Origin of the sequence: Profundibacterium mesophilum KAUST100406-0324 (genome assembly GCF_009835145.1) — a bacterium.
Lineage (GTDB): Bacteria > Pseudomonadota > Alphaproteobacteria > Rhodobacterales > Rhodobacteraceae > Profundibacterium > Profundibacterium mesophilum.
Genome location: NZ_APKE01000033.1, coordinates 1 through 25,957, shown reverse-complemented (window position 1 = coordinate 25,957; position 25,957 = coordinate 1). Strand labels below are relative to the sequence as shown.

Annotated in this window: 25 protein-coding genes and 2 tRNA genes; 14 read left to right on the top strand and 13 right to left on the bottom strand. The window is 68.9% G+C overall.

The window, feature by feature from the left end; translation table 11 throughout:
• Nucleotides 1–13: 13 nt before the first annotated feature.
• Nucleotides 14–916: a LysR family transcriptional regulator gene (locus tag PMES_RS13085; RefSeq protein WP_159966171.1), complete on the bottom strand. Its 903-nt coding sequence runs from the start codon at nucleotides 914–916 to the stop codon at nucleotides 14–16.
• A gap of 557 nt (nucleotides 917–1,473) precedes the next feature.
• Between PMES_RS13085 and PMES_RS16870 the strand changes: the two genes are divergently transcribed.
• A complete protein-coding gene (locus tag PMES_RS16870; RefSeq protein ID WP_268892423.1) occupies nucleotides 1,474–1,608 on the top strand; it encodes a hypothetical protein in 135 nt (44 codons plus the stop codon).
• A gap of 101 nt (nucleotides 1,609–1,709) precedes the next feature.
• Nucleotides 1,710–2,183: a DUF4112 domain-containing protein gene (locus tag PMES_RS13080; protein WP_159966170.1), complete on the top strand. Its 474-nt coding sequence runs from the start codon at nucleotides 1,710–1,712 to the stop codon at nucleotides 2,181–2,183.
• A 220-nt stretch (nucleotides 2,184–2,403) separates the two neighbouring features.
• Here PMES_RS13080 and ndk read toward each other — a convergent pair whose 3' ends face one another.
• The gene (ndk, locus tag PMES_RS13075) at nucleotides 2,404–2,826 is read right to left on the bottom strand and encodes a nucleoside-diphosphate kinase (RefSeq protein WP_159966169.1); all 423 of its coding nucleotides are present in this window, start codon (nucleotides 2,824–2,826) and stop codon (nucleotides 2,404–2,406) included.
• Nucleotides 2,827–3,036: 210 nt separating this feature from the next.
• On the opposite strand from ndk, the gene PMES_RS13070 reads away from it, so the two are divergent.
• The 4 genes from PMES_RS13070 to PMES_RS13055 are packed head-to-tail and all read left to right on the top strand — an operon-like array spanning nucleotide 3,037 to nucleotide 6,809.
• The gene (locus PMES_RS13070; RefSeq protein ID WP_159966277.1) at nucleotides 3,037–4,923 is read left to right on the top strand and encodes an ABC-F family ATP-binding cassette domain-containing protein; all 1,887 of its coding nucleotides are present in this window, start codon (nucleotides 3,037–3,039) and stop codon (nucleotides 4,921–4,923) included.
• Nucleotides 4,920–5,564 carry a LysE family translocator gene (locus PMES_RS13065; protein WP_159966168.1) on the top strand — a complete coding sequence of 215 codons (645 nt, stop codon included), beginning with the start codon at nucleotides 4,920–4,922 and terminating at the stop codon, nucleotides 5,562–5,564. The genes PMES_RS13070 and PMES_RS13065 overlap by 4 nt, the downstream gene beginning before the upstream one ends.
• Before the next feature lie 3 nt (nucleotides 5,565–5,567).
• The gene (locus PMES_RS13060; protein WP_159966167.1) at nucleotides 5,568–6,185 is read left to right on the top strand and encodes a MarC family protein; all 618 of its coding nucleotides are present in this window, start codon (nucleotides 5,568–5,570) and stop codon (nucleotides 6,183–6,185) included.
• A 48-nt stretch (nucleotides 6,186–6,233) separates the two neighbouring features.
• A complete protein-coding gene (locus tag PMES_RS13055; protein WP_159966166.1) occupies nucleotides 6,234–6,809 on the top strand; it encodes a retropepsin-like aspartic protease family protein in 576 nt (191 codons plus the stop codon).
• Here PMES_RS13055 and PMES_RS13050 read toward each other — a convergent pair.
• Nucleotides 6,806–7,267 carry a DNA polymerase III subunit chi gene (locus tag PMES_RS13050; RefSeq protein WP_159966165.1) on the bottom strand — a complete coding sequence of 154 codons (462 nt, stop codon included), beginning with the start codon at nucleotides 7,265–7,267 and terminating at the stop codon, nucleotides 6,806–6,808. The two genes, PMES_RS13055 and PMES_RS13050, sit on opposite strands and share 4 nt — an antisense overlap.
• Nucleotides 7,268–7,277: 10 nt before the next feature.
• Complete coding sequence (locus PMES_RS13045) at nucleotides 7,278–8,756, bottom strand: leucyl aminopeptidase (RefSeq protein ID WP_159966164.1); 1,479 nt, start codon at nucleotides 8,754–8,756, stop codon at nucleotides 7,278–7,280.
• A gap of 116 nt (nucleotides 8,757–8,872) precedes the next feature.
• On the opposite strand from PMES_RS13045, the gene lptF reads away from it, so the two are divergent.
• From lptF to rsmA, 6 genes are read left to right on the top strand one after another with little or no spacing between them, the layout of a single operon-like run.
• Nucleotides 8,873–10,057, top strand: coding sequence for an LPS export ABC transporter permease LptF (lptF, locus tag PMES_RS13040; protein WP_328809162.1), 1,185 nt, complete (start codon nucleotides 8,873–8,875; stop codon nucleotides 10,055–10,057).
• Entirely contained in the window at nucleotides 10,054–11,151 is a 1,098-nt protein-coding gene (lptG, locus tag PMES_RS13035; protein ID WP_159966163.1) for an LPS export ABC transporter permease LptG, read from the top strand. The genes lptF and lptG overlap by 4 nt, the downstream gene beginning before the upstream one ends.
• Entirely contained in the window at nucleotides 11,151–13,271 is a 2,121-nt protein-coding gene (locus tag PMES_RS13030) for an LPS-assembly protein LptD (RefSeq protein WP_159966162.1), read from the top strand. Before lptG ends, PMES_RS13030 begins: the two co-directional genes overlap by 1 nt.
• A gap of 28 nt (nucleotides 13,272–13,299) precedes the next feature.
• Nucleotides 13,300–14,541: a peptidylprolyl isomerase gene (locus PMES_RS13025; RefSeq protein WP_159966161.1), complete on the top strand. Its 1,242-nt coding sequence runs from the start codon at nucleotides 13,300–13,302 to the stop codon at nucleotides 14,539–14,541.
• 16 nt (nucleotides 14,542–14,557) lie between these two features.
• Complete coding sequence (gene pdxA, locus PMES_RS13020) at nucleotides 14,558–15,535, top strand: 4-hydroxythreonine-4-phosphate dehydrogenase PdxA (protein WP_159966275.1); 978 nt, start codon at nucleotides 14,558–14,560, stop codon at nucleotides 15,533–15,535.
• The gene (gene rsmA / locus PMES_RS13015) at nucleotides 15,532–16,377 is read left to right on the top strand and encodes a 16S rRNA (adenine(1518)-N(6)/adenine(1519)-N(6))-dimethyltransferase RsmA (protein ID WP_159966160.1); all 846 of its coding nucleotides are present in this window, start codon (nucleotides 15,532–15,534) and stop codon (nucleotides 16,375–16,377) included. The genes pdxA and rsmA overlap by 4 nt, the downstream gene beginning before the upstream one ends.
• 242 nt (nucleotides 16,378–16,619) lie before the next feature.
• Here the strand turns inward: rsmA and PMES_RS13010 are convergent, their stop codons facing one another.
• The 6 genes from PMES_RS13010 to speB (PMES_RS12985) form a co-directional block, all read right to left on the bottom strand.
• The gene (locus PMES_RS13010) at nucleotides 16,620–17,471 is read right to left on the bottom strand and encodes a DUF4167 domain-containing protein (RefSeq protein ID WP_159966159.1); all 852 of its coding nucleotides are present in this window, start codon (nucleotides 17,469–17,471) and stop codon (nucleotides 16,620–16,622) included.
• Nucleotides 17,472–17,690: 219 nt separating this feature from the next.
• On the bottom strand, nucleotides 17,691–18,542 hold the full coding sequence (prmC, locus tag PMES_RS13005; RefSeq protein ID WP_236549804.1) for a peptide chain release factor N(5)-glutamine methyltransferase: 852 nt from the start codon (nucleotides 18,540–18,542) through the stop codon (nucleotides 17,691–17,693).
• Entirely contained in the window at nucleotides 18,539–19,588 is a 1,050-nt protein-coding gene (gene prfA / locus PMES_RS13000) for a peptide chain release factor 1 (RefSeq protein ID WP_159966158.1), read from the bottom strand. Before prfA ends, prmC begins: the two co-directional genes overlap by 4 nt.
• Nucleotides 19,589–19,963: 375 nt before the next feature.
• Entirely contained in the window at nucleotides 19,964–20,488 is a 525-nt protein-coding gene (locus PMES_RS12995) for a DUF1499 domain-containing protein (RefSeq protein ID WP_236549803.1), read from the bottom strand.
• Nucleotides 20,489–20,520: 32 nt separating this feature from the next.
• A complete protein-coding gene (gene speB / locus PMES_RS12990) occupies nucleotides 20,521–21,462 on the bottom strand; it encodes an agmatinase (protein ID WP_159966272.1) in 942 nt (313 codons plus the stop codon).
• Nucleotides 21,459–22,427, bottom strand: a complete 969-nt coding sequence (gene speB / locus PMES_RS12985) for an agmatinase (protein WP_159966157.1) — start codon at nucleotides 22,425–22,427, stop codon at nucleotides 21,459–21,461. Before speB (PMES_RS12985) ends, speB (PMES_RS12990) begins: the two co-directional genes overlap by 4 nt.
• A 187-nt stretch (nucleotides 22,428–22,614) precedes the next feature.
• Between speB (PMES_RS12985) and mazG the strand changes: the two genes are divergently transcribed.
• Entirely contained in the window at nucleotides 22,615–23,433 is an 819-nt protein-coding gene (gene mazG, locus PMES_RS12980; protein ID WP_159966156.1) for a nucleoside triphosphate pyrophosphohydrolase, read from the top strand.
• A gap of 78 nt (nucleotides 23,434–23,511) precedes the next feature.
• On the top strand, nucleotides 23,512–24,516 hold the full coding sequence (locus PMES_RS12975) for a Fe(3+) ABC transporter substrate-binding protein (protein ID WP_159966155.1): 1,005 nt from the start codon (nucleotides 23,512–23,514) through the stop codon (nucleotides 24,514–24,516).
• A 258-nt stretch (nucleotides 24,517–24,774) separates the two neighbouring features.
• Here the strand turns inward: PMES_RS12975 and PMES_RS12970 are convergent.
• From PMES_RS12970 to PMES_RS12960, 3 genes are all read right to left on the bottom strand, one after another.
• Nucleotides 24,775–24,851, bottom strand: a tRNA-Asp gene (locus PMES_RS12970).
• A gap of 34 nt (nucleotides 24,852–24,885) precedes the next feature.
• Nucleotides 24,886–24,962: transfer RNA gene (locus PMES_RS12965), tRNA-Asp, on the bottom strand.
• Between the two features lie 277 nt (nucleotides 24,963–25,239).
• Nucleotides 25,240–25,957, bottom strand: a 718-nt coding sequence (locus PMES_RS12960) for a hypothetical protein (RefSeq protein ID WP_159966154.1), incomplete at its 5' end; no start/stop codon positions are given.

Genomic DNA, 25,957 nt, shown 5'->3' with positions numbered 1-25,957 from the left:
ACAGGGTTGGCGGTCAATCATCCAACCCGTTGTCCCCGCTGTCTTTTCCAAGGACTTCCTCATGGGCGGAAACGGCTGATTCCACCGCCTCACATAGTGTTTTCCGGGCAACAGCCTCGAGTTCCTTGTCGAGATCGTCGCGCCAGATCGCCCAGGCGGGGAAGGAAAAGCGCGGCGCGTCGGGCACGAGATGCAGTCCGCCGCGCGCGATCCGCGGCGCCGCCGAGCGCGCGGGCAGGTATCCCGCCTTGCCGCGCCGCTCGATGAAGCCGCCGGCCAGTGTCTCGAGCGCCAGCGTCAGCCCCCCGTTCGAAAGCTGCGGCAACTGTATCTCGTGATCATGGGTGAAATCATGGCCCCAGTCCACAAAAACATAATGCGGCGTCACCTCGTCGAGGCAAAGGGGTTCGGCGGAGACCATGACAAGCTCATCTGCGATGATCCTCTCGGCCCGCAAGCCGTTGCGCATCTGCGGCTCGTAGCTCAGCGCGACCTGGATGAGCCCCTCGCTCAGCAACCTGATGAGATGGGCGGGCTTGCCAAGCTCGGCCTTCACGCTCAGATCGGGCCGCGCCGCGCCGAGCGCGTCGATCCAGCGGAAACCGAGCCGCGGCCAAAGCGCGTATTCCGCGCCGATCGCGAGGCTCCCGGCAAATTGCGCGGGCACCGCCACCTGCCGCCGCGCCTCGTGCCACACCCGCATCAGGCTCAATGCGTAAGGCTCGAAGGCGCGCCCCGCGGGTGTCAGCTCGGCGCCCGCCTTCGAGCGCGAGAAGAGCACCTTGCCAAGCTCCCCCTCGAGCCGCGAGACCCGCAGGCTGACGGCCGATTGCGTCACGAAAAGGCGCTCGGAGGCCGCAACGAACGATCCGCTCGAGGCAATTTCCAGAAATGTCCGTATCAGTGCGATATCCATGCTGTATCCATAAGAGATACTCACGGCAGGGACATCTTTTTCTCGCTAGAGCTTGGCAGTTCCGCGGGGTAAGTGCCTCTTGTCGTCCCTCAGGCCGCGCAATCGCGGTCCCAACCCGCGACCGATGGTCGGGATGATGCGCGCGGGACCGGCCAGTCCGGTCCTGCGGCCACACCGACACGGCCCCCCTGCCCATCTGACCCTGCGCCCTTCCCTCGTGCGCGCTCTGGGGCGGCGGTTCCGCGCGCCGGCTTCGGGCCGGCATACGCGCCGCTGTCCTCCTGCCCTTCCGCATGCGCCGTCCGGAGGGGCGGCGCCCGCCGCGTGGTCCGTGGCACCGGGCGCGCCATGGGCGCAAAATTGCCGGACCCTCGACGGGGCGCTGGCCAGACAGCCGGTTGATCCCTACATCCTTGCTTTCGATGATCCCGGACCAAGCCCGATTCGCGACATCATTGGAGTGACAGACCCAGCGTCACCTTCCCAAAGCCGCCCCCATCCCGCCTGAATTCACCCGCACACTGACCGTCGATCGGCAGACCGCGGAAGGACATCCCATGACCAGCCATACCTCCCAGACCACCGCCCAAACCACCGCCCAGCCCGCCCCCAAGAGTGCCGGCGGCGCGCAGATGCCCAGGCCCGCGGCGCAGCCCGCGCCCGTGCGCTATACCGACTGGGCCTCGATCTAGGGCCGGCCCGCGCCAGTTTCCCGGATCGCCGCGCGCCGCGTCCGGGTCCTTGGCGGGTGCCCTCAAGGGAACCGGATGGCGGCTTGCACGCTTTTCGAGCCATGAGACAGAATCCCGCACGCCGCCCCCACCCCGAAGCCCATTACGCCAGCAGCGGGGACACCGTCCGCCGGCTCGAACGGCTCGACCGACTGGCCACGCAGATGGACAGCGCCCTGCGCATTCCCGGCACTTCCATCCGTCTGGGCTGGGACAGCATCCTGGGCCTCGTGCCGGGTGTGGGTGATGCCCTTGCCCTCGCACCCGGCGCCTATATCGTGATGGAAAGCCACAGGCTCGGCGCGCCGCGCGGCCTTCTGGTCAAGCAGGGCGTGAATGTGGCCATCGACGCCGTGATCGGCACGATCCCCGTGATCGGCGATCTCTTCGATGTCGGCTTCAAGGCGAACCGGCGCAACGTGGCGCTCCTGAAAGATCATTTCGAGCGTAACGGTCCGGGAACGCTCAACGCCGCCGCGACGACGGACCCCGGCATGACGGATCGGGACATTCCGAACGGAAATCGCCGCTCCTGAGGCGGGGCCTGCCCGACTGCCCGCGGCCCTTCGGCCTTGCGGTGCGTCTGCCCTCTGCAGCCTGCCGCCCGCGGGAGGATCGGCGCGGCGCTGCGGGTCGCATCATCTTTCCTTGCGTGATCCATGGGGCCGGCATCTCGGCCCCATGAAAAAGGGGCGCCCCGCCAATCCGGCAAAGCGCCCCCCCTGATCCTGGTCCCCGCCGGAGGCGGAAGCGGCGTCAGCCGACGATTTCGAGACCGGAGAAGAAGAAGCTGATCTCTTCCTTGGCGGTCTCGGGGGCATCCGAGCCGTGGACCGAGTTCTCGCCGACGCTCTCGGCGAAATCGGCGCGGATGGTGCCTTCATCGGCATCGGCGGGATTGGTCGCGCCCATCACTTCGCGGTTCTTGGCAATGGCGTTCTCGCCTTCGAGGACCTGCGCGACGACCGGGCCGGACGCCATGAACTCGCACAGCTCGTCATAGAAGGGACGCTCGGCGTGGACCTTGTAGAACTCGCCGGCCTGCGCCTTGGACAGATGAAGGCGCTTCTGCGCGACGATGCGCAGGCCCGCATCCTCGAACTTGGCATTGATCTTGCCGGTCAGGTTGCGCTTGGTGGCGTCGGGCTTGATCATCGAAAAGGTGCGTTCGGTGGCCATGAGGGTGCCTCTTTCAGTGCTGCGGCAGGCCCAGTGCCCGCCCCGTGAATCGGGCGACCTGCTACCATGCCCACCATCGCTTGGGAAGCATGCATCCACATCCCGGCGGCCATTCGCGCGATCGCCGCGCAGCGTTGCATGTCCCGCGCCGCACCGATCCCGCCGCCCTGCGCCATTGACGGCACGCCCGCCCTGCGCCACATGGACCGGATGCTCAGGATCGACAACATCACCTACGCCATCGGCGGCCGCCCCCTCTTCGAGGGCGCTTCCGCCAGCATTCCCGAAGGTCACAAGGTCGGCATCGTCGGCCGCAACGGAACCGGGAAAACGACGCTCTTCAAGCTCATCCGCGGCGAGCTGTCGCTTGAGGGCGGCGAGATCACCCTGCCCCCCCGCGCGCGCATCGGCGGTGTCAGCCAGGAGGTGCCCGGCAGCGAGGTTTCCCTGATCGACACGGTGCTCGCCGCCGATACCGAACGCGCCGAGCTGCTGGCCGAGGCCGACACCACGCAGGATCCGGCCCGCATCGCCGAGGTGCAGACCCGGCTCGCCGATATCGACGCATGGTCCGCCGAGGGGCGCGCCGCATCGATCCTCAAGGGGCTCGGCTTCGACGACGCGCAGCAGAAGATGCCCTGCAGCGCCTTCTCGGGCGGCTGGCGGATGCGCGTGGCGCTGGCGGCGGTGCTTTTCGCGGCGCCCGACCTGCTTCTGCTCGACGAGCCGACGAACTATCTCGACCTCGAAGGCGCGCTCTGGCTCGAGAGCTACCTCGCGCGCTACCCGCACACGGTCTTGGTCATCAGCCACGACCGCGGATTGCTGAACCGGGCCGTCGGCGCGATCCTGCATCTCGAGGACAGGAAGCTCAGCCTCTACCAGGGCAATTACGATACCTTCGCGCGCACCCGCTCGGCCCGCCTCGAGGCGCAGCAGGCCCAGGTCCGCAAGCAAGATGCCCGGCGCGCCCATCTGCAAAGCTTCGTGGACCGCTTCCGCGCCAAGGCGAGCAAGGCCAAGCAGGCGCAGTCCCGCCTGAAGATGATCGAGAAGATGGAGACGATCACCTCGCCGCAGGAGGCCGCGCTGAAGGTCTTCACCTTCCCCGAGCCCGAAGAGCTGTCGCCCCCCATCGTCAATCTCGAGAGCGTCTCGGTGGGCTACGGCGAGCGTGAGGTGCTCGGCAAGCTCAACCTGCGCATCGACCAGGATGACCGGATCGCGCTTCTGGGGCGCAACGGCGAGGGCAAGTCGACCCTGTCGAAGCTGCTCTCGGGCCGTCTTTCGCCGATGGGCGGGCGCTTCACCGCCTCCTCCAAGCTGCGCATCGGCTATTTCGCGCAGCACCAGGTCGACGAGCTGCATGTCGACGAGACGCCTCTCGACCACCTGCGCCGGGCCCGGCCCGACGAGGCACCCGGCCGCCACCGCGCGCGGCTTGCCGGTTTCGGGATGAACGCGGCGCAGGTCGACACCGCCGTCGGCAAGCTGTCGGGCGGGCAGAAGGCGCGCCTGTCGCTGCTGCTGGCCACGCTCGACGCGCCGCATATGCTGATCCTCGACGAGCCGACCAACCACCTCGACATCGAGAGCCGCGAGGCACTGGTCGAGGCGCTGACCGCCTATAGCGGCGCCGTCGTTCTCGTCAGCCATGACATGCACCTGCTGAGCATGGTGGCCGATCGGCTCTGGCTCGTCAGCGGCGGGCGCGTCACGCCCTACGAGGACGATCTCGAAGCCTATCGCAAGCTGCTTCTGAGCTCGGATGCGCCCGAGAAGGGCAAGGCGAAGGCCAAATCCGCCAGACCCGAAGCCGCCCCCCCGCGCCGCGCCAGCCGCGACGAGATCCTTGCCCTGCGCGGCGAGGTGCGCAAATGCGAGGCGCGCGTCGGCAAGCTCGGCGAGATGCGCGACAAGCTGGCCACCAAGCTCGCCGCCCCCGAGATGTACGAGCCCGGCAAGGCCGGCGAGGCCGAGGTCTGGCAAAAGAAATACGCCGAGGTCATGGACGGGCTCGGCCGCGCCGAGGCGATGTGGATGAGTGCGCTCGAGAAACTCGAGACCGCAGAGGCGAGCGTGGGCGCGAAGGGGTGAGCGGCGAGATCGCCTCGATCCTGGGTCTGGTCCTGCTGGCGCAGATATCGCCGGGGCCCAACTCGGTCGTGGTGATGTCGCTCGCGCTGACGCGCGGTCTGCGCAGCGGGCTTGCCGGGGCGGCCGGGATCGCGACCGGTGCCTTCGCCTTCGCGCTCATCGGCGCGCTGGGCTTCGGCGCCTTCGTCGAGGGGCTCGATCCCGAGGGCCGGCTGCTCAAGCTCGCGGGAGGGGCGTATCTGCTCGGCTTCGGGCTGCTGCGCCTGCGCCGCTCGAGCCGCGCGCCCGAAGTCTCCCGGCCCCGGGACGCGATGGCGCCGGAGCCGCAAGGCGCCGCCTACGGCTACAAGCGCGGCCTTGCCGTCGTGCTGAGCAATCCCAAGGCTGCCGTCCTGTGGATCGCGGTGACAGCCGCGCTTGCCGGCCTGGAGCTCAGCCCCGCCTGGCGCGTCGTCTTCGCCGCTGCGATGGCCGCCATGGCGCTCGGCGTCTACGGTGCGCATGCCTGGGCGTTCTCGCGCCCCGCTCTCGCACGGGCCTACGAGGCGCATCGCGGCCGTGTCGAGACCCTGCTCGGCATCGGTTTCGTCCTTTTCGGCGCGGGGCTGCTCTTTGCCGGACTGACAGGATTGGAGATCTGAGACATGGACAGCGCACAGCTGATCACCGCCTTCGTCACCCTCTTCGTCATCATCGACCCGATCGGCATGACGCCGCTCTTCGTCGCGCTCACCGCGGGAATGAGCCGCACGCGCCGCAGGGCCATCGCGGTCCGCTCGACGCTCCTTGGCTTCTTCCTGCTCACGCTGTTCGGCTTCTTCGGCGAGGCGGTCCTCGGATTCGCCGGGATCTCGATGCCCGCTTTCCGCATCGCGGGCGGCATCCTGCTGTTCCTGACGGCACTCGACATGCTCTTCGAGCGGCGCACCAAGAGGCGCAAGGGACAAGCGGATGACAACAGCGACGACCCTTCGGTCTTCCCCCTTGCCACCCCGCTCATCGCGGGTCCGGGCGCCATCGCCTCGATGATCCTGCTGACCGGGCAGACGAATGGCGACATCGCGGGGCTGGCGGCGGTGCACGGTGTCCTCATCGCGGTCCTGGCGCTCAGCTTCGCGCTCTTCCTGACCGCCGAATGGCTCGAGCGGGCCCTCGGCGATATCGGCATCAACGTGGTGACGCGCCTGCTGGGGATGCTGCTGGCCGCGCTGTCGGTGCAGTTCGTGCTCGACGGTCTTGCGGGTTTCGGCCTTGGCGGCTGATCGCGCCGGGCACTGGTATCGCTCGCGCGCCGTGCCTATCTGCTGGGCATGAGCGGATTTGAAACCATGCATCTCGCCTATCTCGCGCTGCTTGGCGGCGCGCTGGTCTTCTATACCGTGATCGCGGGCCGCAGGCGCCTTGGCGAAATGACACGCCAGGCCCTGCTCTGGGTGATGATCTTCGTCGGCGTGATCGCCCTTGCCGGTCTCTGGCCCGGGTTGCGCGGCACGTTGCTGCCGCAGCAGAGCATCGTCGGCGGCGTGGTCGAGGTGCCGCAGGGACCGGGTGGCCATTACCGCCTGACGCTGGGGCTGAACGGCACGCCGGTCGATTTCATCGTCGATACCGGCGCCAGCGACATCGTTCTCTCGCGCGATGACGCGGAGCGCATCGGGTTTGATCCGGACCGCCTGTCCTACCTTGGACGCGCCGAGACGGCCAATGGCAGCGTGCCGCTCGCGATGGTCATGCTCGACGAGGTGCGCCTTGGCGAGATGGTCGATACCAACGTGCGCGCCTCGGTCAATGGCAGCCCGATGAACGGCTCGCTGCTGGGCATGAGCTACCTGTCGCGCTTCGGCCGCATCCAGATCGAGAACGGTCGCCTGACGCTGGAGCGCTAACCGCTCTCGGCGCGCTTCGACCAGCGCCCGTCCTCCTCGGCCCAGTATTGCGCCGCCGCCCCTGCCCGCGTGAGGCTGCGCCACTGGCCCCGCGCCGCGTCGAGCGCGGCCGGATCGCCGCCGTCGAAAAGCACGCAAACCCGCTCGAGCGCCGCGACCTCCTCGGCCGTGACCTCCGCCCCCTCGATCGCCATCACGCATTGCGCCCCGTTGGGCCGCTCCGCGCCGGTGCCGAGCAGGACCGGCTGCGCCGCGTCATGCGGCCCGCCGGCCATGCCATGGGCGAGGAAGCTCTCGGGCTCCATCGTCCAGAGCTTCTCGTCGAGCCATTCGAGCCGGCGCGGATTGGCGCCGCGCACCATGACGCGCCAGCCTGCCTGGCGGGCCTTGCCGATCAGCATCGGCAAGGTCGCCTCGAGCGGTCGCTCGGTCAGGTGATAGAAATAGACCGCGCCCAAACTGCGTCCCTCACCCCTCGAACCGGTCGCGCACGAGCCGGTCGAGCGACAGGACACCCCAGCCGGAGGCGCCCTTCGGCGCGAGGGGGCCGTCGCTCTTGGTGCTGGCCACCCCGGCGATGTCGAGATGGATCCAGGGCGTGCCCTCCTTGACGAAGCAATGGAGGAACTCGGCCGCCGTGATGGTGCCGGCGGCGCGCCCCGCGCTGTTCTTGATATCGGCGATGTCGCTCTTGATCATCTTGGCATAGCCCTTGCCCAGCGGCAGGCGCCAGGCCCCCTCGCCCTCGGCGCGCGCGGCGCTCAGGAAGCTTTCGCAAAAGCCGTCATCGTTGGACAGCACGCCGGCATTCTCATGGCCGAGCCCCACGATCACCGCCCCGGTCAGGGTCGCCAGGTCGATCATCCCGGCCGGCGAGAAACGCTCCTGCGCATACCACATGATGTCGGCCAGAACGAGCCGCCCCTCGGCATCGGTGTTGATCACCTCGATCGTGTCGCCCTTCATCGAGCGGACCACGTCGCCCGGGCGCTGCGCCCGCCCGTCGGGCATGTTCTCGACGAGGCCGACGATGCCCACGACATTCGCCTTCGCCTTGCGCGCGGCGAGGGCGCGCATCGCGCCGGCGACGGTGCCCGCGCCGCCCATGTCCATCGTCATGTCCTCCATGCCGCCGGCGGGCTTGAGGCTGATGCCGCCGGTGTCGAAGACGACGCCCTTGCCGATCAGCGCGAGCGGCGCGGCTCCGTCGGCGCCGCCATTCCACTGCATCACCACGACCTTCGAGGGGCTCTCGCTGCCCTGCCCGACCGCGAGCAGGGCCCGCATGCCCAGCTCTTCGAGCTGCGGCTCATCGAGCACCTCGACCTCGAGGCCGAGCGTGCCCAGCGCGCTCAGCTGCTCGGCGAAGCTGGTGGTGGTCAGCACGTTGGCCGGCGCGCTCACCAGGTCGCGCGTGAAGAAGACGCCGCCCGCCAGCGCCTCCAGATCGGCGGCCGCGGCGGCGGCCTCCTCGGGGCGGCCGACCATCACGGTGATCGCGCCGCGCGGCTCGGGACTGGCCGCGTCCCCGCCCTTCTGGTCGGTGTATTCGTAACCGCGCAGCACCGCCGCGAGCGCCAGGTCGGCCGCGGGCTTCAGCGCGCCCGCAAGCACCAGGACCGGCTTGCGCCCGCTCGCCTGCCCGATCGCGGCGCCGGCCCGGCGCGCCTGGGCGCCGGTGGCCTTGCGCTCGAGACGGATCACCTGGACCGCCTCGGCCGCGAGGCCGGAGGGGAAGGCCATGTCGCGCGCCTGTCCCGGCTCGAGCTTGGAGAACCCCTTGGAGGCGACCATCCGCTCGAGGGCACCGCGCATCAGCTTGTTGACCCGGCGCGCGCCCGGATCGAGCTTGCCGTCCTCTCCGACGAACACCACCACGCGCCCTTCGAATCCGGCAATGGCGTCGATATCGGTTTCGCTGAATTTCAGCTCTGCTGGCATCGTCATGATGGCTGTCTCCTTGTGTTCTTGCGCCCTGCCGAGCGCGTCCGGCGGACCCTAGCGGCTGGCCGCGGGCTTTGCCAGAAGGGAGTTTCGGCCCTCCGGGGGATCGTCTAGACTGCATGGCTGATACGGCAGCGCAGCCCGCGCGCCGTCCCTGGCAGGACGATCCCTTGACGCGTTTCGACAGATATCTGCTGTCACAGCTGATGATGCTGTTCGGGTTCTTCAGCCTGGTCCTGATCCTCGTCTACTGGGTCAACCAGGCGGTGTCGCTCTTCGACCAGATCATCGCGAACGGTCATTCGGCGGGGGTCTTTCTGGAATTCTCGGCGCTGACATTGCCGAACGTGATCCGCGTGGTCCTGCCGGTCTCCGGCTTCGCCGCGGCCGTCTATGTCACCAACCGCCTGTCGCAGGACAGCGAGATGGTGGTGGCACAGGCGGCGGGGATGTCACCGGCACGCCTGGCCCGGCCGGTCCTGGCCTTCGGCGCCATCGTCGCGCTGCTGGTCTTCGTGCTGACCCATGTGCTTGGCCCCGCATCGAGCCGCATCCTCGCCGAGCGGACGGCCGAGCTGGCCGAGGACGTGACCGCCGGCCTGCTCAGCGAGGGCGTCTTCCTGCATCCCGGCGAAGGGGTCACCTTCTATATCGGCGAGATCAGCGAGACCTCGGAGCTTCGCGAGGTCTTCCTGTCGGACACGCGCAATCCCGACCGGCGCAGCACCTATACCGCCGAGCGCGCCCTGCTGCTGCGCAGCGAGGCGGGCCCCAAGCTGGTGATGTTCGACGGGATGGTGCAATCGCTGCGCCGCGACAACGGCCAGCTCTCGGTGACCCGCTTCGACGATTTCGCCTTCGACATCGCCGCGCTTCTGGAACTGCCCCAGCTTGGCCCGCGATCGGTGCGCCAGGTCTCCACGGCGGAGCTGCTGCGCGCGGGCCCCGCCCTGTCGGAGGAGACCGGACAGACCGTCGCGCGTCTGCGCCTCGAGGGGCATGAGCGCTTCGCGCAAGGACTCGTGGCGGCCGGCACGCCCCTCGTCGGCTTCGCGCTCCTGCTGGTGGGCGGGTTCTCGCGCTTCGGCGTGTGGCGGCAGGTGCTGGGGGCCGTGATCTGCCTGATCGCGGTGGAGATGACCGACAATGTCCTCGCCAGGCTGGCAAGCGCGGATGCCGCGCTCTGGCCGTTGGCCTACGGCGCCGGCATGCTGGCTTTCGCGATCGGCGCCGCGGCGCTCTGGCTGTCGGCCCGCCCGCGCGGCCGCTCGGTGCAACGGCGGATGGGAGCCGCGCGTCCATGACCTTGCATCTCTATTTCGCGCGCCGCTTCGCGATATCCTTCGCCACCGTCCTGGGGGTGTTCTTCGGGATCTTGCTGCTGATCGATCTCGTGGAGCAGGTGCGCCGCTTCGACGACGCGCAGATCAGCTTTCTCGAGATTCTCGGGCTGACCGCCCTCAAGACCCCCGAGAGCCTCTACCGCATCCTGCCGCTGATCACGATCCTGGGCACGTTGTCGCTCTTCCTGTCGCTCGCGCGCACCTCCGAGCTGGTCGTCGCGCGCGCCTCGGGACGCTCGGCGCTGCGCTCCCTGGGCGCGCCGATCGCCGTGGCCCTTGCCATCGGCGTTCTGGCCACGGCGGTGCTGAACCCGCTCGTCGCCGTCACCTCGCGCCAATACGAGGCGCGGGTCGATGCCTTCTCCTCGGGCGGCAACAGCGTCCTGTCGCTCAGCCAGGAGGGCCTTTGGCTGCGGCAGGGCGACCGGCGGGGCGGGCAGACGGTGATCCGCGCGGGGCGGGCCAATCTCGACGGCACCGAGCTCTACGGCGTGAGCTTTCTCACCTTCAACGCCTCCGGCACGCCCACCTCGCGCATCGAGGCCGAACGCGCGCGTCTCGCGCCCGGCGGCTGGCAGCTCGCGGATGCCAAGGAATGGCAGTTCGACGCGCCCAACCCCGAGCGCTCGGCGCGCCGCCACGAGATGCTCGAGATCGAAAGCTCGCTCACCCCGAACCGCATCCTCGAAAGCTTCTCGACACCCTCCGCGATCCCCGTCTGGGCGCTGCCGCGTTTCATCGCGCAGCTCGAGCGCGCCGGCCTGTCGGCCCGCAAACACAAGGTCTGGCTGCACATGGAGCTGGCGCAGCCGCTGCTTCTGGCGGCGATGGTGCTGGTGGGCGCGGGCTTCACCATGCGCCATACCCGCTTCGGGCGCACCGGGCTGATGGTGCTCCTGGCGCTGGGGCTTGGATTTTCGCTGTTCTTCATCCGGAATTTCGCGCAGATCCTCGGCGAGAATGGACAGATCCCGGTGCTTCTCGCCGCCTGGGGTCCGCCCGTCGCCGCGGTACTCCTGCCGCTCGGACTGCTCTTGCATTGGGAGGATGGCTGATGCGCCGCCACCTGCTCGCCCTCGCCCTGTCGCTGCTGCTGCCCGCCGCGCCGATCCTCGCCCAGGTCGCCGCGCCGGCAAGCCTGCTGGCGGACGCCGTGCGCCTGCGCGCCGATACCGCGCTGGTCGCGGAGGGCAATGTCGAGGTGCTCTATCGCGGCACCCGCCTGCGCGCGGCGCGCATCGTCTACGACCGTGCCGGCGACAGGCTGCTGATCGACGGGCCGATCACCATCGAGGATGGCGAGAACAGCCTGATCCTTGCCGATGCGGCCGAGCTCGACGACAACCTGCGCAACGGCATCCTGACGGGCGCACGCCTGGTGCTGGACCAGCAGTTGCAACTGGCCGCGAGCCGCATCGACCGGATCGACGGGCGCTACACGCAGCTGTCCAACAGCGTCGCCTCCTCCTGCGAGATCTGCGCCGGCAACCCGACCCCCACATGGGAGATCAGGGCCCGCCGCGTCATCCATGACCAGCTCGAGCGCCAGCTCTATTTCGACAGCGCCACCTTCCGCCTGCTCGGCGTGCCGATCTTCTATGCCCCCCGCCTGCGCCTGCCCGACCCCACCCTCGATCGCGCACGCGGCTTCCTGCTGCCGCGCCTGCGCACCACGAGCCAGCTGGGAACCGGGGTGAAGCTGCCCTACTTCGTGCCCTTCGGCGAGACCGCGGACCTGACGCTGACGCCCTACCTGTCGAGCGGCACGCGCACGCTCGAGCTGCGCTACCGGCAGGCATTCGCCACCGGCGCCCTGCAGCTCGACGGCGCGCTGTCCAATGACGACCAGCCATCCGAGGATCCGCGCTACTACCTCTTTGCCGATGGCAGCTTCGCGCTGGCGCGCGGCTTCACGCTGAACCTCGATGTCGAGCAGGTCTCCGATTCGGCCTACCTGCTCGATTACGGATATTCGGAACGCGACCGCCTGCAGACCGAGCTCGAGCTTGTCAGGGCGCGCCGCAAGGACAGCTTCCGCGCCGCCCTCACAGATTTTCGCACCCTGCGTGACGCCGAGATCCCGATCGCCGATCAGCTTCCCGACCTCTACGGGGTGATCGGCTACGAGCGGCGCGTCGACGTGGGACGCGGAGAGCTGCGCTTCGGGCTCGACGCGGCGACGCTGAACCGCGCCTCGGACGCGCCCGGCGCGGGACGCGATGTCGACAGGGCCGCGGTTGCCGCCGAGTACCTGCGCGCCATTCCCCTGCGCTGGGGGATGCTGGGGCAGGCCCGCGCGGGCTTCACCGCCTCCAGCTACACGACGCGGGACGATCCGCGCTTCGCGCCCACCACCGCGCAGCTGACCCCGCATGTCGTGGCCGAGCTGCGCTGGCCACTGGCGCGCGCGGGGACCGATGGCGTGCGGCACCTGCTCGAGCCGGTGGTCCAGCTCGCCTATTCGCGCACGTCCGGCAACACCGTGCCGAACGAGGACAGCGTGCTCGTGGAGTTCGACAGCGGCAACCTCTTTTCGCGCTCGCGGTTTCCGGGCATCGACCGGATCGAGACGGGCGCGCGGGCCAATCTGGGCCTTGGCTATACACGCACCGATCCCGAGGGCTGGACGCTCGGCCTCACCGTCGGGCGCGTGCTGCGCGCCGAGGCCGATCCGCGCTTCCTGCCGGGAACCGGGCTCGATGCGCGGCTGTCCGACTGGCTGACCGAGACCCGGCTGGACATCGGCCCCGGCTTCAGCCTGTCGAACCGCGCCTTGATCGATGACGGGCTCGGCATCACCCGCAACGAGGCGCGGCTGACGCTCGACAATGGCCGCGCCAGTCTCGACACCACCTATGTCTGGCTCGAGGCCTCCGCGCTCGAGAACCGCCCGAATGACGTGCAGGAGGTGGCCTTCGACGGCTCCTGGCGCTTCGGCGAGAGCTGGACCGGCATCTTCGACGGCCGCTACGACCTCGCCTCCGAACAGGCGGCGCGCGCCGGGCTGGGCCTGGAATACCGCTCGCAATGCCTGTCGGTGGATTTTTCGCTCTCGCGCCGCTTCACCTCATCCACTAACGTGTCGCCGAGCACCGATTTCGGCCTGCAGCTGTCGCTGGCAGGCTTCGGACCCAACACAAACGGCACGGCCGGGCGGCGTGGCTGCAGCGGCTGAGACCACAAGACCCAAGAGGCAGTCCCTTATGACACGCGCCCTCCGCCCCCTTCTTCTCGCCGCGATGCTGGCCGGCGGATCCGCCGCCGCGCTTCTCGGTCCGGCATCCGCCCCCGCCGCCGCGCAATCACTCTTCGCGCCCGTGGCGACCGTCGACGGCGCCGTGATCACCAATTTCGAGTTGCAGCAACGCGCCCGCCTCGTCGTGCTCTTCCGCACGCCCGGCGATCCGCGCGAGCTCGCCTTGCAGGCGCTCATCGACGAGCGGTTGCAGACCGCCGCCGCCCGCGACATGGGCATCGAGGTCACCGAGGCGGAGGTGCGCGAGGGGGTCGAGGAATTCGCCGGCCGGGTCAACATGGACAGCCCGGCGCTGCTTTCGGCCCTTGCCGGCGACGGGATCGAGCGCCAGACGCTCGAGGATTTCGTGCGGGCCGGCCTGGCCTGGCGCAAGGTGGTGCGCGCCCGGTTCGGCCCCAAGGCGCAGCTGCGCGAGGAGGAGGTGCGCCGCGAGGCGCGCGCCCTGCCGCCCGGGGGGGGCATCCGCGTGGGGCTCGCCGAGATCATCCTTCCCGCCAACACGCCCGAGAACCGCGCCCGCGCCGAGGCGCTCGCCGCGCAGATCACGCAGATCGACAGTCTCGGCGCCTTCGCATCCGCCGCGCGCCAGTATTCGGTGGTGCCGAGCCGTGACAATGGCGGCCGCATCGAGGCCACCGATCTTGGCGATCTGCCGCCCAATATCGCCGAGCTTCTTTTGCCCCTGCGCCCCGGGCAGGTCACGCCCCCCGTTCCCATTCCCAACGGCATCGCCCTGTTCCAGCTGCGCACCCGCGAGGAGACCGCGCGTCAGACGCCGCCCGCGACGGAGGTGGAATATGCCCTGCTCGCCCTGCCGGGAGCCGGGGGCGCGGACACGCGCCAGAGGGCGGCCGCGATCAGCGCGCGCGCCGATACCTGTGACGATCTCTATGGCGTGGCCCGGGGCCTGCCCGCCGAGGCGCTGCGGCGCGAAACCCGCCGCATTGATGCGATCCCCGCCGATGTCGCGATCACCCTGTCGCGTCTCGACGAGGGCGAGACGGCCACCGTGGTCTCGGCGGATGGGCGCGGCGCGACGCTCGTGATGCTCTGCGGCCGCGACTACCGCGCCGGTCGCGATGTCGATCTGCGTGCGTTCGGCGAACAACTGGGCAATTCGCGCGCCGCCGGCTACGCCGACACCTATCTCGCCAAGCTGCGCTCGAATGCGCGCATCGTGACCGAGTAGGCCCGTGAGCGCGCATGTGCCCGCCCCCATCGCCCTGACCTGCGGCGAGCCGTCGGGGATCGGCCCGGAGATCGCCGCGAAGGCCTGGGCCGAGCTCGGGGCGACGCTGCCGTTCTTCTGGATCGGCGACGAGGGCCACCTGCCGCGCGGCGTGCCGACGGTGCGGATCGCCGCGCCGCGCGATGCCGCCCATGCCGCGCTGAGCGGACTGCCCGTCCTGCATCACCCCTTCGCGGCCGCGGCGCTGCCCGGCCGCCCCGATCCGGCCAATGCCGCGGCGGTGATCTCGGCAATCGCGCGGGGCGTCGACCTGGTGCGCGACGGGAGCGCGGGCGCCCTTTGCACCGGGCCGATCCACAAGAAGGCGCTCAAGGATGGGGCGGCATTCGCCTATCCCGGCCATACCGAGTATCTGGCCGCCCTCGCGGGGGTCGAGCGGGTCGTGATGATGCTGGCCTGCGACGCGCTGAAGGTCGTTCCGGCCACGATCCACATCCCTGTCGCCGAGGTGCCCGCCGCGCTCGATCGCGCAAGACTCTACGACACGTTGCGCATCACCCATGCCGCCCTGATCCGCGATTTCGGCATTCAAAGCCCCCGGATCGCCGTCGCCGGGCTCAACCCCCATGCCGGCGAGGGCGGCACCATGGGGCGCGAGGAGATCGACACCATCATCCCGGTGCTCGACGCGCTGCGTGCCGAGGGGATCGGCCTGCTCGGTCCGCTCTCGGCCGATACGATGTTCCATGCCGGCGCGCGCGCGGGATACGACGCGGCGGTGGCGATGTATCACGATCAGGCCCTTATCCCGATCAAGACGCTGGATTTTTCCGGCGGGGTGAACGTGACCCTTGGCCTGCCCTTCATCCGCACCTCGCCCGATCACGGCACTGCCTTCGACATCGCGGGGCAAGGGCGGGCGGATGCCACCTCGCTCATCGCGGCGCTGCGCATGGCCGAACGGATGGCGCGCGCCCGGGCGGCCGCGGCATGAGCGCGATCGACGATCTGCCGCCCCTGCGGGCCGTTATCGCCGAGCACGGCCTCAGCGCGCGCAAGTCGTTGGGACAGAACTTCCTCCTCGATCTGAACCTGACGGCGAAGATCGCGCGTCAGGCCGGCGATCTTCGCGGCTCGGACGTGCTCGAGATCGGTCCCGGCCCCGGCGGGCTGACACGCGGGCTCCTGGCCGAAGGGGCGCGCCGGGTGCTGGCGGTGGAGAAGGACAGCCGCTGCATCGCCGCCCTCGAGGAGGTCGCACGCGCCTATCCCGGCCGGCTCGAGGTGATGAATGCCGATGCGCTGGAGATCGACGTGGCGGCGCGTCTCACCCCGCCGATCCGCATCGTGGCCAACCTGCCCTACAATGTCGGCACCGAACTGCTGACACGCTGGCTCGATCCGGGGCACTGGCCCCCCTTCTGGAGCAGCCTGACGCTGATGTTCCAGCGCGAGGTCGCCGAGCGCATCGTCGCCGCGCCGGGAACCAAGGCCTACGGGCGCCTCGCGGTGCTCGCGCAGTGGCGCAGCGACGCGCGGATCGTGATGGACCTGCCGCCCGAAGCCTTCACGCCGGCGCCCAAGGTGCGCTCTGCGGTGGTGCATCTCGTCAGGCGCGAGACGCCCCGCTACCCGGCCGACGCGCGGCAGTTGCAACGGGTGGTGGCGGCCGCCTTCGGTCAGAGGCGCAAGATGCTTCGCGCCTCGCTCAAATCCCTGTCGCCGAATATCGAGGAGGTTCTGTCCTCGGTCGGCATCGCGCCCACCGAACGGGCCGAGCAGCTCGATCTGTCGCAGTTCTGCGCCCTGGCACGGGCGCTCGAAACCCCGAAGTGACAGCCGGCCCCACGGGCGCCGGTTCGATAAGACGCTGAAACCGCGCGCGATGTGCCGGCTCCGCCAGGGTCCGTCCCATGGCGCCTTGCCTCCAGAACGCGCCCGCCCGGGCGATGTGCAGCGGCATTCGGGACGCTGGAACGGCAAAAGGCCCGCCGGACATTCCCGCGGGCCTTTCTCGATGTCGGTCCGGGCGCGATACCCTTGGCTGTGCAGGACATGTTCCGCGGCGGGAGATGCGCCTACTCGGCGGCCTCGGACGTGCCGGAACCGGTCTCGCCGCCCCCGGCTTCGTTGCCACCCCTCTCGCCGTCGGCCTGTCTGCCGTCATCCTGCTCGGTGGCGGGCTTGCGGCTGCGGCTGCGGCGCGGCGCGGGCTTCTCCTCGCCTCCGGTCTCGCTTCCCGGCTCACCCTCGCCCGCAGGCCGCGCGGCCGGCTTGCGCGACCGGCGCGGTTTGGGTGCCTTGACGGGCTTGCCCTCGGGCGTCTCGACGAGGCCGGAGCCCTCGGAACCGCCGAAATCGATCACGTCGTCGTCGCGTCCGGCGCGCGCCTGGCGGCGTGCCTCGCCCTGCCCGCCATCGCCGTCATCGCTTGCGGAATGCTCGGACTGGGCTGCCGGCTGCGATCCGCCGCCCTGCGGCTGCGACTGGCGCTCGCCGACCTGATTATTCTGTCCGCCTTGGCCGTTGCCCGAGCCGTTGTTGCCCGAGCCGTTGTTGCCCGAGCCGTGGTTCTGGCCCTGTTGACCGCCGCCCTGGCCGCCCTGCTGACCGCCGCCCTGCTGGTTGTCGTTGTTCTGCCGGTTCTGACCTTGCTGCTCGTTCTGCTCGCGCTTCTGATCCTGGTCCTTCTGCGCCTCGGCCAGCATGCGCGTGTAATGCTCGGCATGCTGCTGGAAGTTTTCGGTCGCCACACGGTCGCCGGCCAGCTGCGCATCGCGGGCAAGCTGATTGTATTTCTCGATGATCTGCTGCGGCGTACCGCGCACCTTGCCCTCCGGACCGGAGCTGTCGAAGACCCGGTTGACAATGTTCCCGGAGGGACGGTTGCGGTTCGATTTCGACCGCGAACGTGACTTCGAAGATCTCATGGTGCTGCTGTATCCGGCCTTGTTATGGCATTTGCGCGACCCTTGGCGTTTGCCTTGCGTCAGGCGGCGCAGGCGGGTCGTCGGCGATATTCCGGGCTATGACTGAGGAGAACGCGTCCTGCGTCCCACCGTCTGTCTGATCCTGTAAGAACATGGCGCGGCGAAATTGACAAGGCATTTCTGACAAAACAAGCGTCTAGCCCGGTAAAAGCGCGCCTTTCAGGTGGTCAGACGCCCCGAAACCACCCTATCGCGGCCATCAAGATCACGCAGGACCGCGATCCGCGTCAACCCCGCGCCGGCGAAGAGATCGCGCACGGCCGCCCCCTGCGTCGGCCCGATCTCGACCAAAAGCCGGCCGCCGGGTGCAAGACGCGCGGGCACCGCGGCGGTGATCCGGCGATAGGCCGCGAGCCCGTCGCCGCCGGGGCTCAGCGCCAGGTGAGGGTCATGCTCCGACACTTCGGGGGCGAGCCCCGCCATCTCGTCCCGCGCGATATAGGGCGGGTTCGACACGATCGTGTCATAGGCCCCCTCGATGCCCTCGAGCCAGTCCGCCTGCCGAAAGGCGCAGCGCGCCGCGACGCCATGCCGCTCGGCATTGCCGCGTGCCACGCCAAGCGCCGCTTCGCTCAGGTCGGTGCCTGTCCCCCGCGCATCCGGCCGCTCGGCAAGAAGGCTCACGAGGATGCATCCCGACCCGGTGCCCAGGTCGAGTACCTGCTGCACGGGCCCATCTAGGGCGGCGGCGACGAGGATCTCGGTTTCGGGCCGCGGATCGAGCACATCCGGGGTCACGGCGAAGTCGCGCCCGAAGAAGAACCGCCGCCCCAAAAGACGCGAGACGGGCTCGCGGTTTGCGCGCCGCGCGAGCAACGCGGCGAAACGCGCATCCGCACCCTCCGGCGCCCCATCGCCGAGATGCAGGCTCAGACGGTCCCGCGCGATGCCGGCAGCCGCCGCCAAAAGATGGCGCGCGTCGCCGCCTGCCTCATCGATCCCCGCCTCGCGCAGGCGCGCGGCTCCCACCCGCAGCAGGTCCGCCAGGCGCGGGCCGGACGTATCGCTCACCGCTCCATCTCGGCGAGACGCGCCGCCTGGTCCTCGGCGACCAGCGCGTCGATGATCTCGGCAAGGTCCCCCTGCATCACCTGATCGAGCTTGTAGAGCGTCAGGTTGATACGGTGATCGGTCAGGCGGCCTTGCGGGAAGTTGTAGGTCCTGATCCGCTCGGAGCGATCGCCGCTGCCCACCTGCGCGCGCCGGTCGGCGGAACGCTCGCCCTCCATGCGGCTGCGCTCCATGTCGAAAAGCCGCGTGCGCAGCACCTCCATCGCGATCTCGCGGTTGCGATGCTGCGACTTTTCGGAGCTGGTCACCACGATCCCGGTCGGCACATGGGTGATACGCACGGCGGAATCGGTGGTGTTCACATGCTGCCCCCCCGCGCCCGAGGCCCGCATCGTGTCGATGCGCAGATCACCGGGATCAATTTTGACATCGACCTCGAGCGCTTCGGGCAAAACCGCCACGGTGGCGGCCGAGGTGTGGATACGCCCCCCCGATTCGGTGCTCGGCACGCGCTGGACACGGTGCACGCCGCTTTCGTATTTCAGCCGCGCGAAGACACCCTCCCCCCGGATCGCCACGACCAGCTCGCGGATGCCGCCAAGCTCGGTCAGGCTCTCCTCGATCACGTCCCAGCGCCATCCGGACGCCTCGGCGTGCCGCTGATACATGCGCATCAGGTCGGCGGCGAAAAGCGCCGCCTCCTCGCCGCCCGTGCCGGGACGGATCTCGAGAATGGCCGGGCGGCTGTCGGCGGCGTCTCGCGGCAGGAGCGCCAGGCGTAGCGCGTCCTCGACCTGCGGGATGCGCGCACGCAGGCGCGACAGCTCCTCCTCGGCAAGCGCACGCATTTCCGGATCGTCGAGCATCGCCTCGGTCTCCGACAGCGCCTCCCTCAAGCCGCGATATTCGGCGATCTGCGCCACGACGGGACGCAATTCGGCATATTCGCGCCCGAGCGCCGCGATATCGCCGCCACCCTGCGCCATCCGGGCCTCGATATATTCGAAGCGTTCGGTGATCTGTGCGAGTTTTTCCAAGGGAACCATGAGGGTGCTTCGCCCAAGCCGGTGCTTTGGTCAAGGCCCGCCTGCTGCTAGGGTGGGTTATGGAACATCCATTGCATCATGCGAACCGGCGGCGCGGCAAGCGCCCGGCCATCCGGCCGGGCCGCTCGCGGGCGGGGCCGGGCGCGCTCCTTCTCGCGCTCGCCGCGCAGGCCCTGAACATGGCACCCGCCGAAGCGCAGGAGCGTGCCGCGGCCCCGCCCCCGCGGGTGATCGAATGCTACTGCACCGACCGGCGCGGCGCGCGGCATGACCTCGGGACGCGCCTCTGCCTCAAGGTGGACGGGCGCGCCTACATCGCCCATTGCGAAATGGCCCTGAACGTTCCGATCTGGCGCGATACCGGCGAGGCCTGCCTCAGCGCGCGCCGTCCGGCCCCGGCTCCGCAAGCGTTCCCTCGCGCGCCAGACGCGTCCGAAGCCGCTCCATCCAGCGCTTGGCGCGCGCCCGGTTGACGCCAAGATCGGACTTGCCGAAGCGCAGGCGTCCATCGAGCAGGACCGTGTGTCCGCCATCCGGGTGCGGAACAGCGGCCACGGTCGTATAATCCGGAAACCCGAAAAGCAGGCTGCGCGTGACATAGGTGATGCGCCCCTCGCCGGGACTGCCGGCAAGGCGCCGGGTGCGCGGCTCTTCGAGCGCGATCTCGTCAAGCATGCGCAGCAGCGCCTCGGGCGCCGCGCGGGCGCGCGGTCCCACCGCATCGCCCCCCTCGGGCCGCAGCGTCCACCCCCCCTCGCGCCCGCTCGCGGCCAGGGCCGGATCGACATGCCAGCGCGACGCCTCCGAGCCGGCCAGGCGGATCAACACCATCGCGAGCGCGATGGCCGCCAGAATGGCAAGCAGGAGGAAAAGGGTCGCGAGGCCAAGGAATTTCAGCATGGTGTCGCCACCTTTCAGAAGAGACAGGGGGATCAGCGATAGGGAACGCCGGGCAGGATGCAGAGCAGCTCGAAGAGCAGGTTGGCCGCCAGAAGCGCCGTGTTCCCGCTGGGATCGTAGGGCGGCGCCACCTCGACCAGATCACAGCCCACGATCTGCAGGCCGCGCAGGGCGCGGATCAGCTCGAGCACCTGCGGCACGGTCAACCCGCCGATCTCGGGCGTGCCGGTGCCGGGCGCGAAGGCGGGATCGAGACTGTCGATGTCGAAGCTGACATAGACCTTCGCCGCGCCGATCTGCGCACGGATGTGCTCGCCCAACCCGGTCAGGCTCTTGTGCCACAGCTCGGGTGCCGTCACGAGGTTGAAGCCCCAGCCGCGCGGCTCGTCGAAATCCCCGGCGCTGTAGCCGGTGCCGCGCAGGCCCACCTGCCAGACCTTCGGCGCGATCAGCAGGCCCTCCTCGTATGCCCTGCGAAACACCGTGCCATGGCATTCGCGCGCGCCGAACATCTCGTCGTTCACATCGGCATGGGCATCGACATGCACGAGCGCCACGGGGCCGTGCCGGGCGGCCGTGGCCCGCAGGATGGGCAGGGTCACGGTATGATCGCCCCCCATCGTCATCGGCACCGCGCCGGTCGACAGGATGGCACCATAGGCCGTCTCGATCGCACCGATTGCGGCCCGCAGATCGAAGGTGCTGAGCGCGACATCGCCGATATCGGCACAGGTCAAGCCGTCGAAGGGGGCGGCGCCCGTCTGCAGGGCATAGGGACGGATCATCGCCGACTGGGTGCGGATCTGCTGGGGGCCGAACCTCGCGCCCGGGCGCCAGCTCGTGCCGTGATCCATGGGAACCCCGACGAAGGCGGCATCCAGCCCCTCGGCATCCGCATGCACCGGAAGGCGCATGAAGCTGGGGATCCCGGCAAAACGCGCCAGATCGTTGCCCGAAACCGGCTGATGGGTCATGCCCCTGCCCTGCGCGTCCAGCACCACAGGCATATGAGCTCCATCGCCGCATGCGCGCCCGCCACCGCCGTCGCCCCGCCCGCATCATAGGGCGGCGAGACCTCGACCACGTCGCCACCCTTGAGGTCGATCCCGGCCATGTCGCGCAGGATCGCCGCCGCCTGCCAACTGGCCAGCCCGCCCCAGACCGGCGTTCCGGTGCCCGGCGCGAAGGCCGGATCGAGCGCGTCGATGTCGAAGGTGAGATAGGCCGGCGCGTCTCCAACGATCTCGCGCACCTTGGCGGCGACAGCGGCCGGCGTGCTCTCATGAACCGCGCGGGCGGGGATCTGGTGAATGCCGAGCGTGTCGGGATTCTCCGTCCGGATACCGATCTGCACCGAACGGGCCGGGTCGATCACCCCGAGCTTCACCGCCTTGTAGAACATGGTTCCGTGATCGATCCGCTCGAAATCGTCGTCGCGCCAGGTATCGGCATGCGCGTCGAACTGGACCAGGGCGAGCGGGCCGTGACGCTCGGCATGGGCCTGCAGGATCGGCAGGGAGATGGAGTGGTCGCCGCCAAGCGCGATGCAGCCCGCGCCCGCATCGAGGATGCCGCCGATATGCGCCCGCAGCGCCGCGGGGAAGGCGGAGACGCGCGCGTAGTCGAAGGCCATGTCGCCATGATCGGCGATCGAAAACTCGCTCAGCGGATCGAAGCCCCAGCCCCAGGGCGGATCGTATGGCTGCAGGCAGGAGGCCTCGCGCAGCGCCCTCGGCCCCAGGCGCGTGCCGGGCCGGTTGGTGACGGCCTGGTCGAACGGGATGCCCGTGATCGCGAGATCGACCCCCTCCAGCGACTTGGTCAGGCGCCGGCGCAGGAAGGATGTGACGCCCCCGAACGCGTTCTCGGCGGAAAGGCCGCGCGGATCGTCGCGGGTGATCGCTGTATCGACCTGGGAGGCTGCGTCTTCGAGTGCCACGGGCGGTTTCCTCATGCTGCGTCCGGCGCAGACTGCCCTCTCGGGCGCCGGCTCGCAAGCGGGCCGCGCATGTCCCGTGAGCGGCATGGACAGGCACGGCATGGACAGGCGCGGCTGCGGGGCCGATAACGTCCCGCATCACGGCCCGGCCCCCAACCCGGCGTCCGCGCAGCACAGGAGCGATATGATGGCAGATGACGCCGACCCGATCTTCGACACGCCCGAGGGGCTCGCGCGGCTGCTGGCCGTGATGGCACGGCTGCGCGATCCGGATGGCGGATGCCCGTGGGATCTCGAGCAGGATTTCGCATCGATCGCGCCCTATACGATCGAGGAGGCCTACGAGGTGGCCGACGCGATCGCGCGGGGGGACCGCACGGATCTCAAGGGCGAGCTTGGCGATCTGCTGCTGCAGGTCGTCTACCACGCGCAGATGGCGCAGGAAGAAGGCAGCTTCGACTTCGACGCCGTGGCGCGGGGCGTGACCGACAAGATGATCTCGCGTCACCCGCATGTCTTCGGCGGCGAGGGGCGCGACAAGAGTGCCGCGCAGCAGGTCGCGGACTGGGAAACGGCCAAGGCCGCCGAGCGCGCGAGCCGGGCCGAGACGGGCGCGCTTGACGGGGTCGCGCTGGGCCTGCCGGCGCTGATGCGAGCGGTGAAGCTGCAAAAGCGCGCGGCACGGGCGGGCTTCGATTGGGAGGATGTCGATGGCGTCATCGGCAAGGTCGCCGAGGAGGCGGAAGAGCTTGCCCGGGCGCGCGATGGCGTGAGCCCGCGCGAGATCGCCGAGGAGATGGGCGACATGCTCTTCACCATGGTCAACCTCTCACGCCATCTCGGGGTCGACCCCGAAGCCGCCCTGCGCGATGCCAATGCCAAGTTCACGCGGCGCTTTTCGCATATCGAGACGGCGCTCGAGGCGCGGGGCATGACCGTCGCATCGCAGGATATCACGGCGCTCGACGATCTGTGGAGGGAGGCGAAGCGGCGTGAAAAAAAATAGCCCAGTCATTTTGTCGGGTATTGACCTTACTAAAAGACTCGGATTTATCCTCCGTCAGCACAAACAACGGAGCCATCCATGACACGTTCGATCCTTGCCGCCGCTCTTCTCGCCGGAACCGCATTGCCGGCCATGGCGGAGATCAATATCTATTCCTACCGTCAGCCCGAATTGATCCAGCCCCTTCTCGACGGCTTTACCGACAAGACCGGGATCGAGACCAATGTCGCCTATATCGACAAGGGCCTGACCGAACGCCTTACGGCCGAGGGCGCCCGCTCCCCCGCGGACATCATCCTCACCGTTGACATCGCGCGCCTGTCCGAAGCCAAGGAAGCCGGTGTGACGCAGGCCGTCTCCTCCGACATCCTCGACGAGAACATCCCCGCCGCCCTTCGCGATCCCGAAGGCCACTGGTTCGGCGTGACCTACCGCGCCCGCATCGTCTATGCCTCGAAGGATCGCGTCGCCGAAGGCGAGATCACCACCTACGAGGACCTTGCCGATCCGAAGTGGAAAGGCCGCATCTGCACCCGCTCCGGCACGCATGACTATACGCTCGGCCTCGTCGCCGCGATGATCGCCCATGATGGCATCGAAGCGACCGAGGAATGGGCGCGCGGGCTGAAAGCCAACCTGGCGCGCGAGCCCGAGGGCAACGACCGTGCACAGGTCAAGGCGATCTGGGCCGGGGAATGCGATATCAGCCTCGGCAACACCTACTACATGGGTGCCATGCTGGCCGATCCCGAGCAGACGGAATGGGCCAACTCGGTGCGCATCGAGTTCCCGACCTTCGAGGATGGTGGCGGCACCCATGTCAACGTCTCCGGCGTGGCCATGACCAACTCGGCGCCCAACCGTGAAGAGGCACTGTCCTTCATGGAATACCTGGCCTCCCCCGAAGCGCAGCAGATCTATGCCGAGGTGGTCAACGAGTATCCCGCCGGTCCCGACACGCAGGCGTCCGAATTGGTCCAGAGCTGGGGCGAGATCACCCCGGACGAGACCAACCTGCAATCCATCGCCGAATATCGCGCCGAGGCGCTCAAGCTGATGGATCGCGTCGATTTCGACGGATAACAACCAAGACGCGCCGCCGGGGCCACTCCGGCGGCGCGTACGCTATTTGACGATAAATTATTTATATCAGCGACCTACAGGCCGAACCTGGGAAATCGGACGAACTCCGAGCACGGATTTCGGGTCCCGGATCGCGGCACGAATACAGCCCAGCCCTTGCATGCCCTGCCGATCCGACTGCTTGGATCCATGAACGCGCACCCACCCACCGGGAATGCGCGACGGCCACTTCGTTTCTCTTGGATAACAGGGTGAAAATGGCGCGGTTGACGGGGCTCGAACCCGCGACCCCCGGCGTGACAGGCCGGTACTCTAACCAACTGAGCTACAACCGCGCATTTCACGCAGGACGTCCTAACGGGCAAGCGGTGGCGCGGTTGACGGGGCTCGAACCCGCGACCCCCGGCGTGACAGGCCGGTACTCTAACCAACTGAGCTACAACCGCCCGCTGCCCGTCCAGGATACCCTGAACGTGGGGGCGTTCTATGGGCGGCGCGCGGGCGCGTCAAGCGGCTTCGCGCCCTGCCGCCGTATTTTCCTTGAGCTATATCCGGCGCGGAGCGGAGACGATCATATCCCGCCTCTCCGCGCCACGAGGCCACTTGCGAAGGCGGGTTTGAAAGGCCGCGCCCATCGAGCGTCAGCTCCCCGCATGGCGGCTTCAATCGCGCGGGGTGCCCCTGCGATCAGAGCACCCCGCCCTCACACCCGCGTCCCTCACGTCAGGATGAACATCTGGCAATCGCCGGGCGGCAGGCTCGTTTCGATGACGTTGAGCGGCCCGGTGATCGCCGCGCTCTGAAGCGCGAGCGCGTTCGCCGTCGCCGCCGTCGAGTTGTGGTCAGCAAAGCCCCCCGCCATCGTCCACTTGGGATGCCCAGCTTGGCGCCCTTGCGGAAGAAGTAGCACGCCACCTGCGGCACGCCCGGATAGGTCGCCCCGTCGCTCAGAATGTCGGCCTTCGCCACCTTGAGCGCGCGCGTGGCATCCACGTCCTGCATCACTTCGCGGTTGATGAGGCCGAGCCACTGGAAAGAGGCCCGCACCCCGCCGCGCCCCGGAGCACCGTGCGAGTTCCATGTCGTGCCGGCGCCGAACACGAAGAAGTTCTGGAGCTTTCCGCCATTCGCCGCATAGGCGCAGAACTGGTCAACGATCGCGTGTTGCACCCCCTTCGCCGCCCAGGTGCGTTCCTGCTCTGCAATCGCGGCTTCGCTATCACCCGAGCTCGGCAGTTTCGGCGTCGTGTGGTTCTGCTCATAGCCCGCCAGTTCGACCTGCACCCCGCCGGGGCCGCGCTGCGCGTTGATCCGGTCGCGCGCCGCCGCCGCCTCGTCGAACACCTTCTGCCAACGCGTCGGCACGCCTTGCAGCACGAAGGCCACGTAGTCGTCGGAATAGGTCAGCAGCGCGCCGGTCCCGCCGTTATCCTCCCAGTTG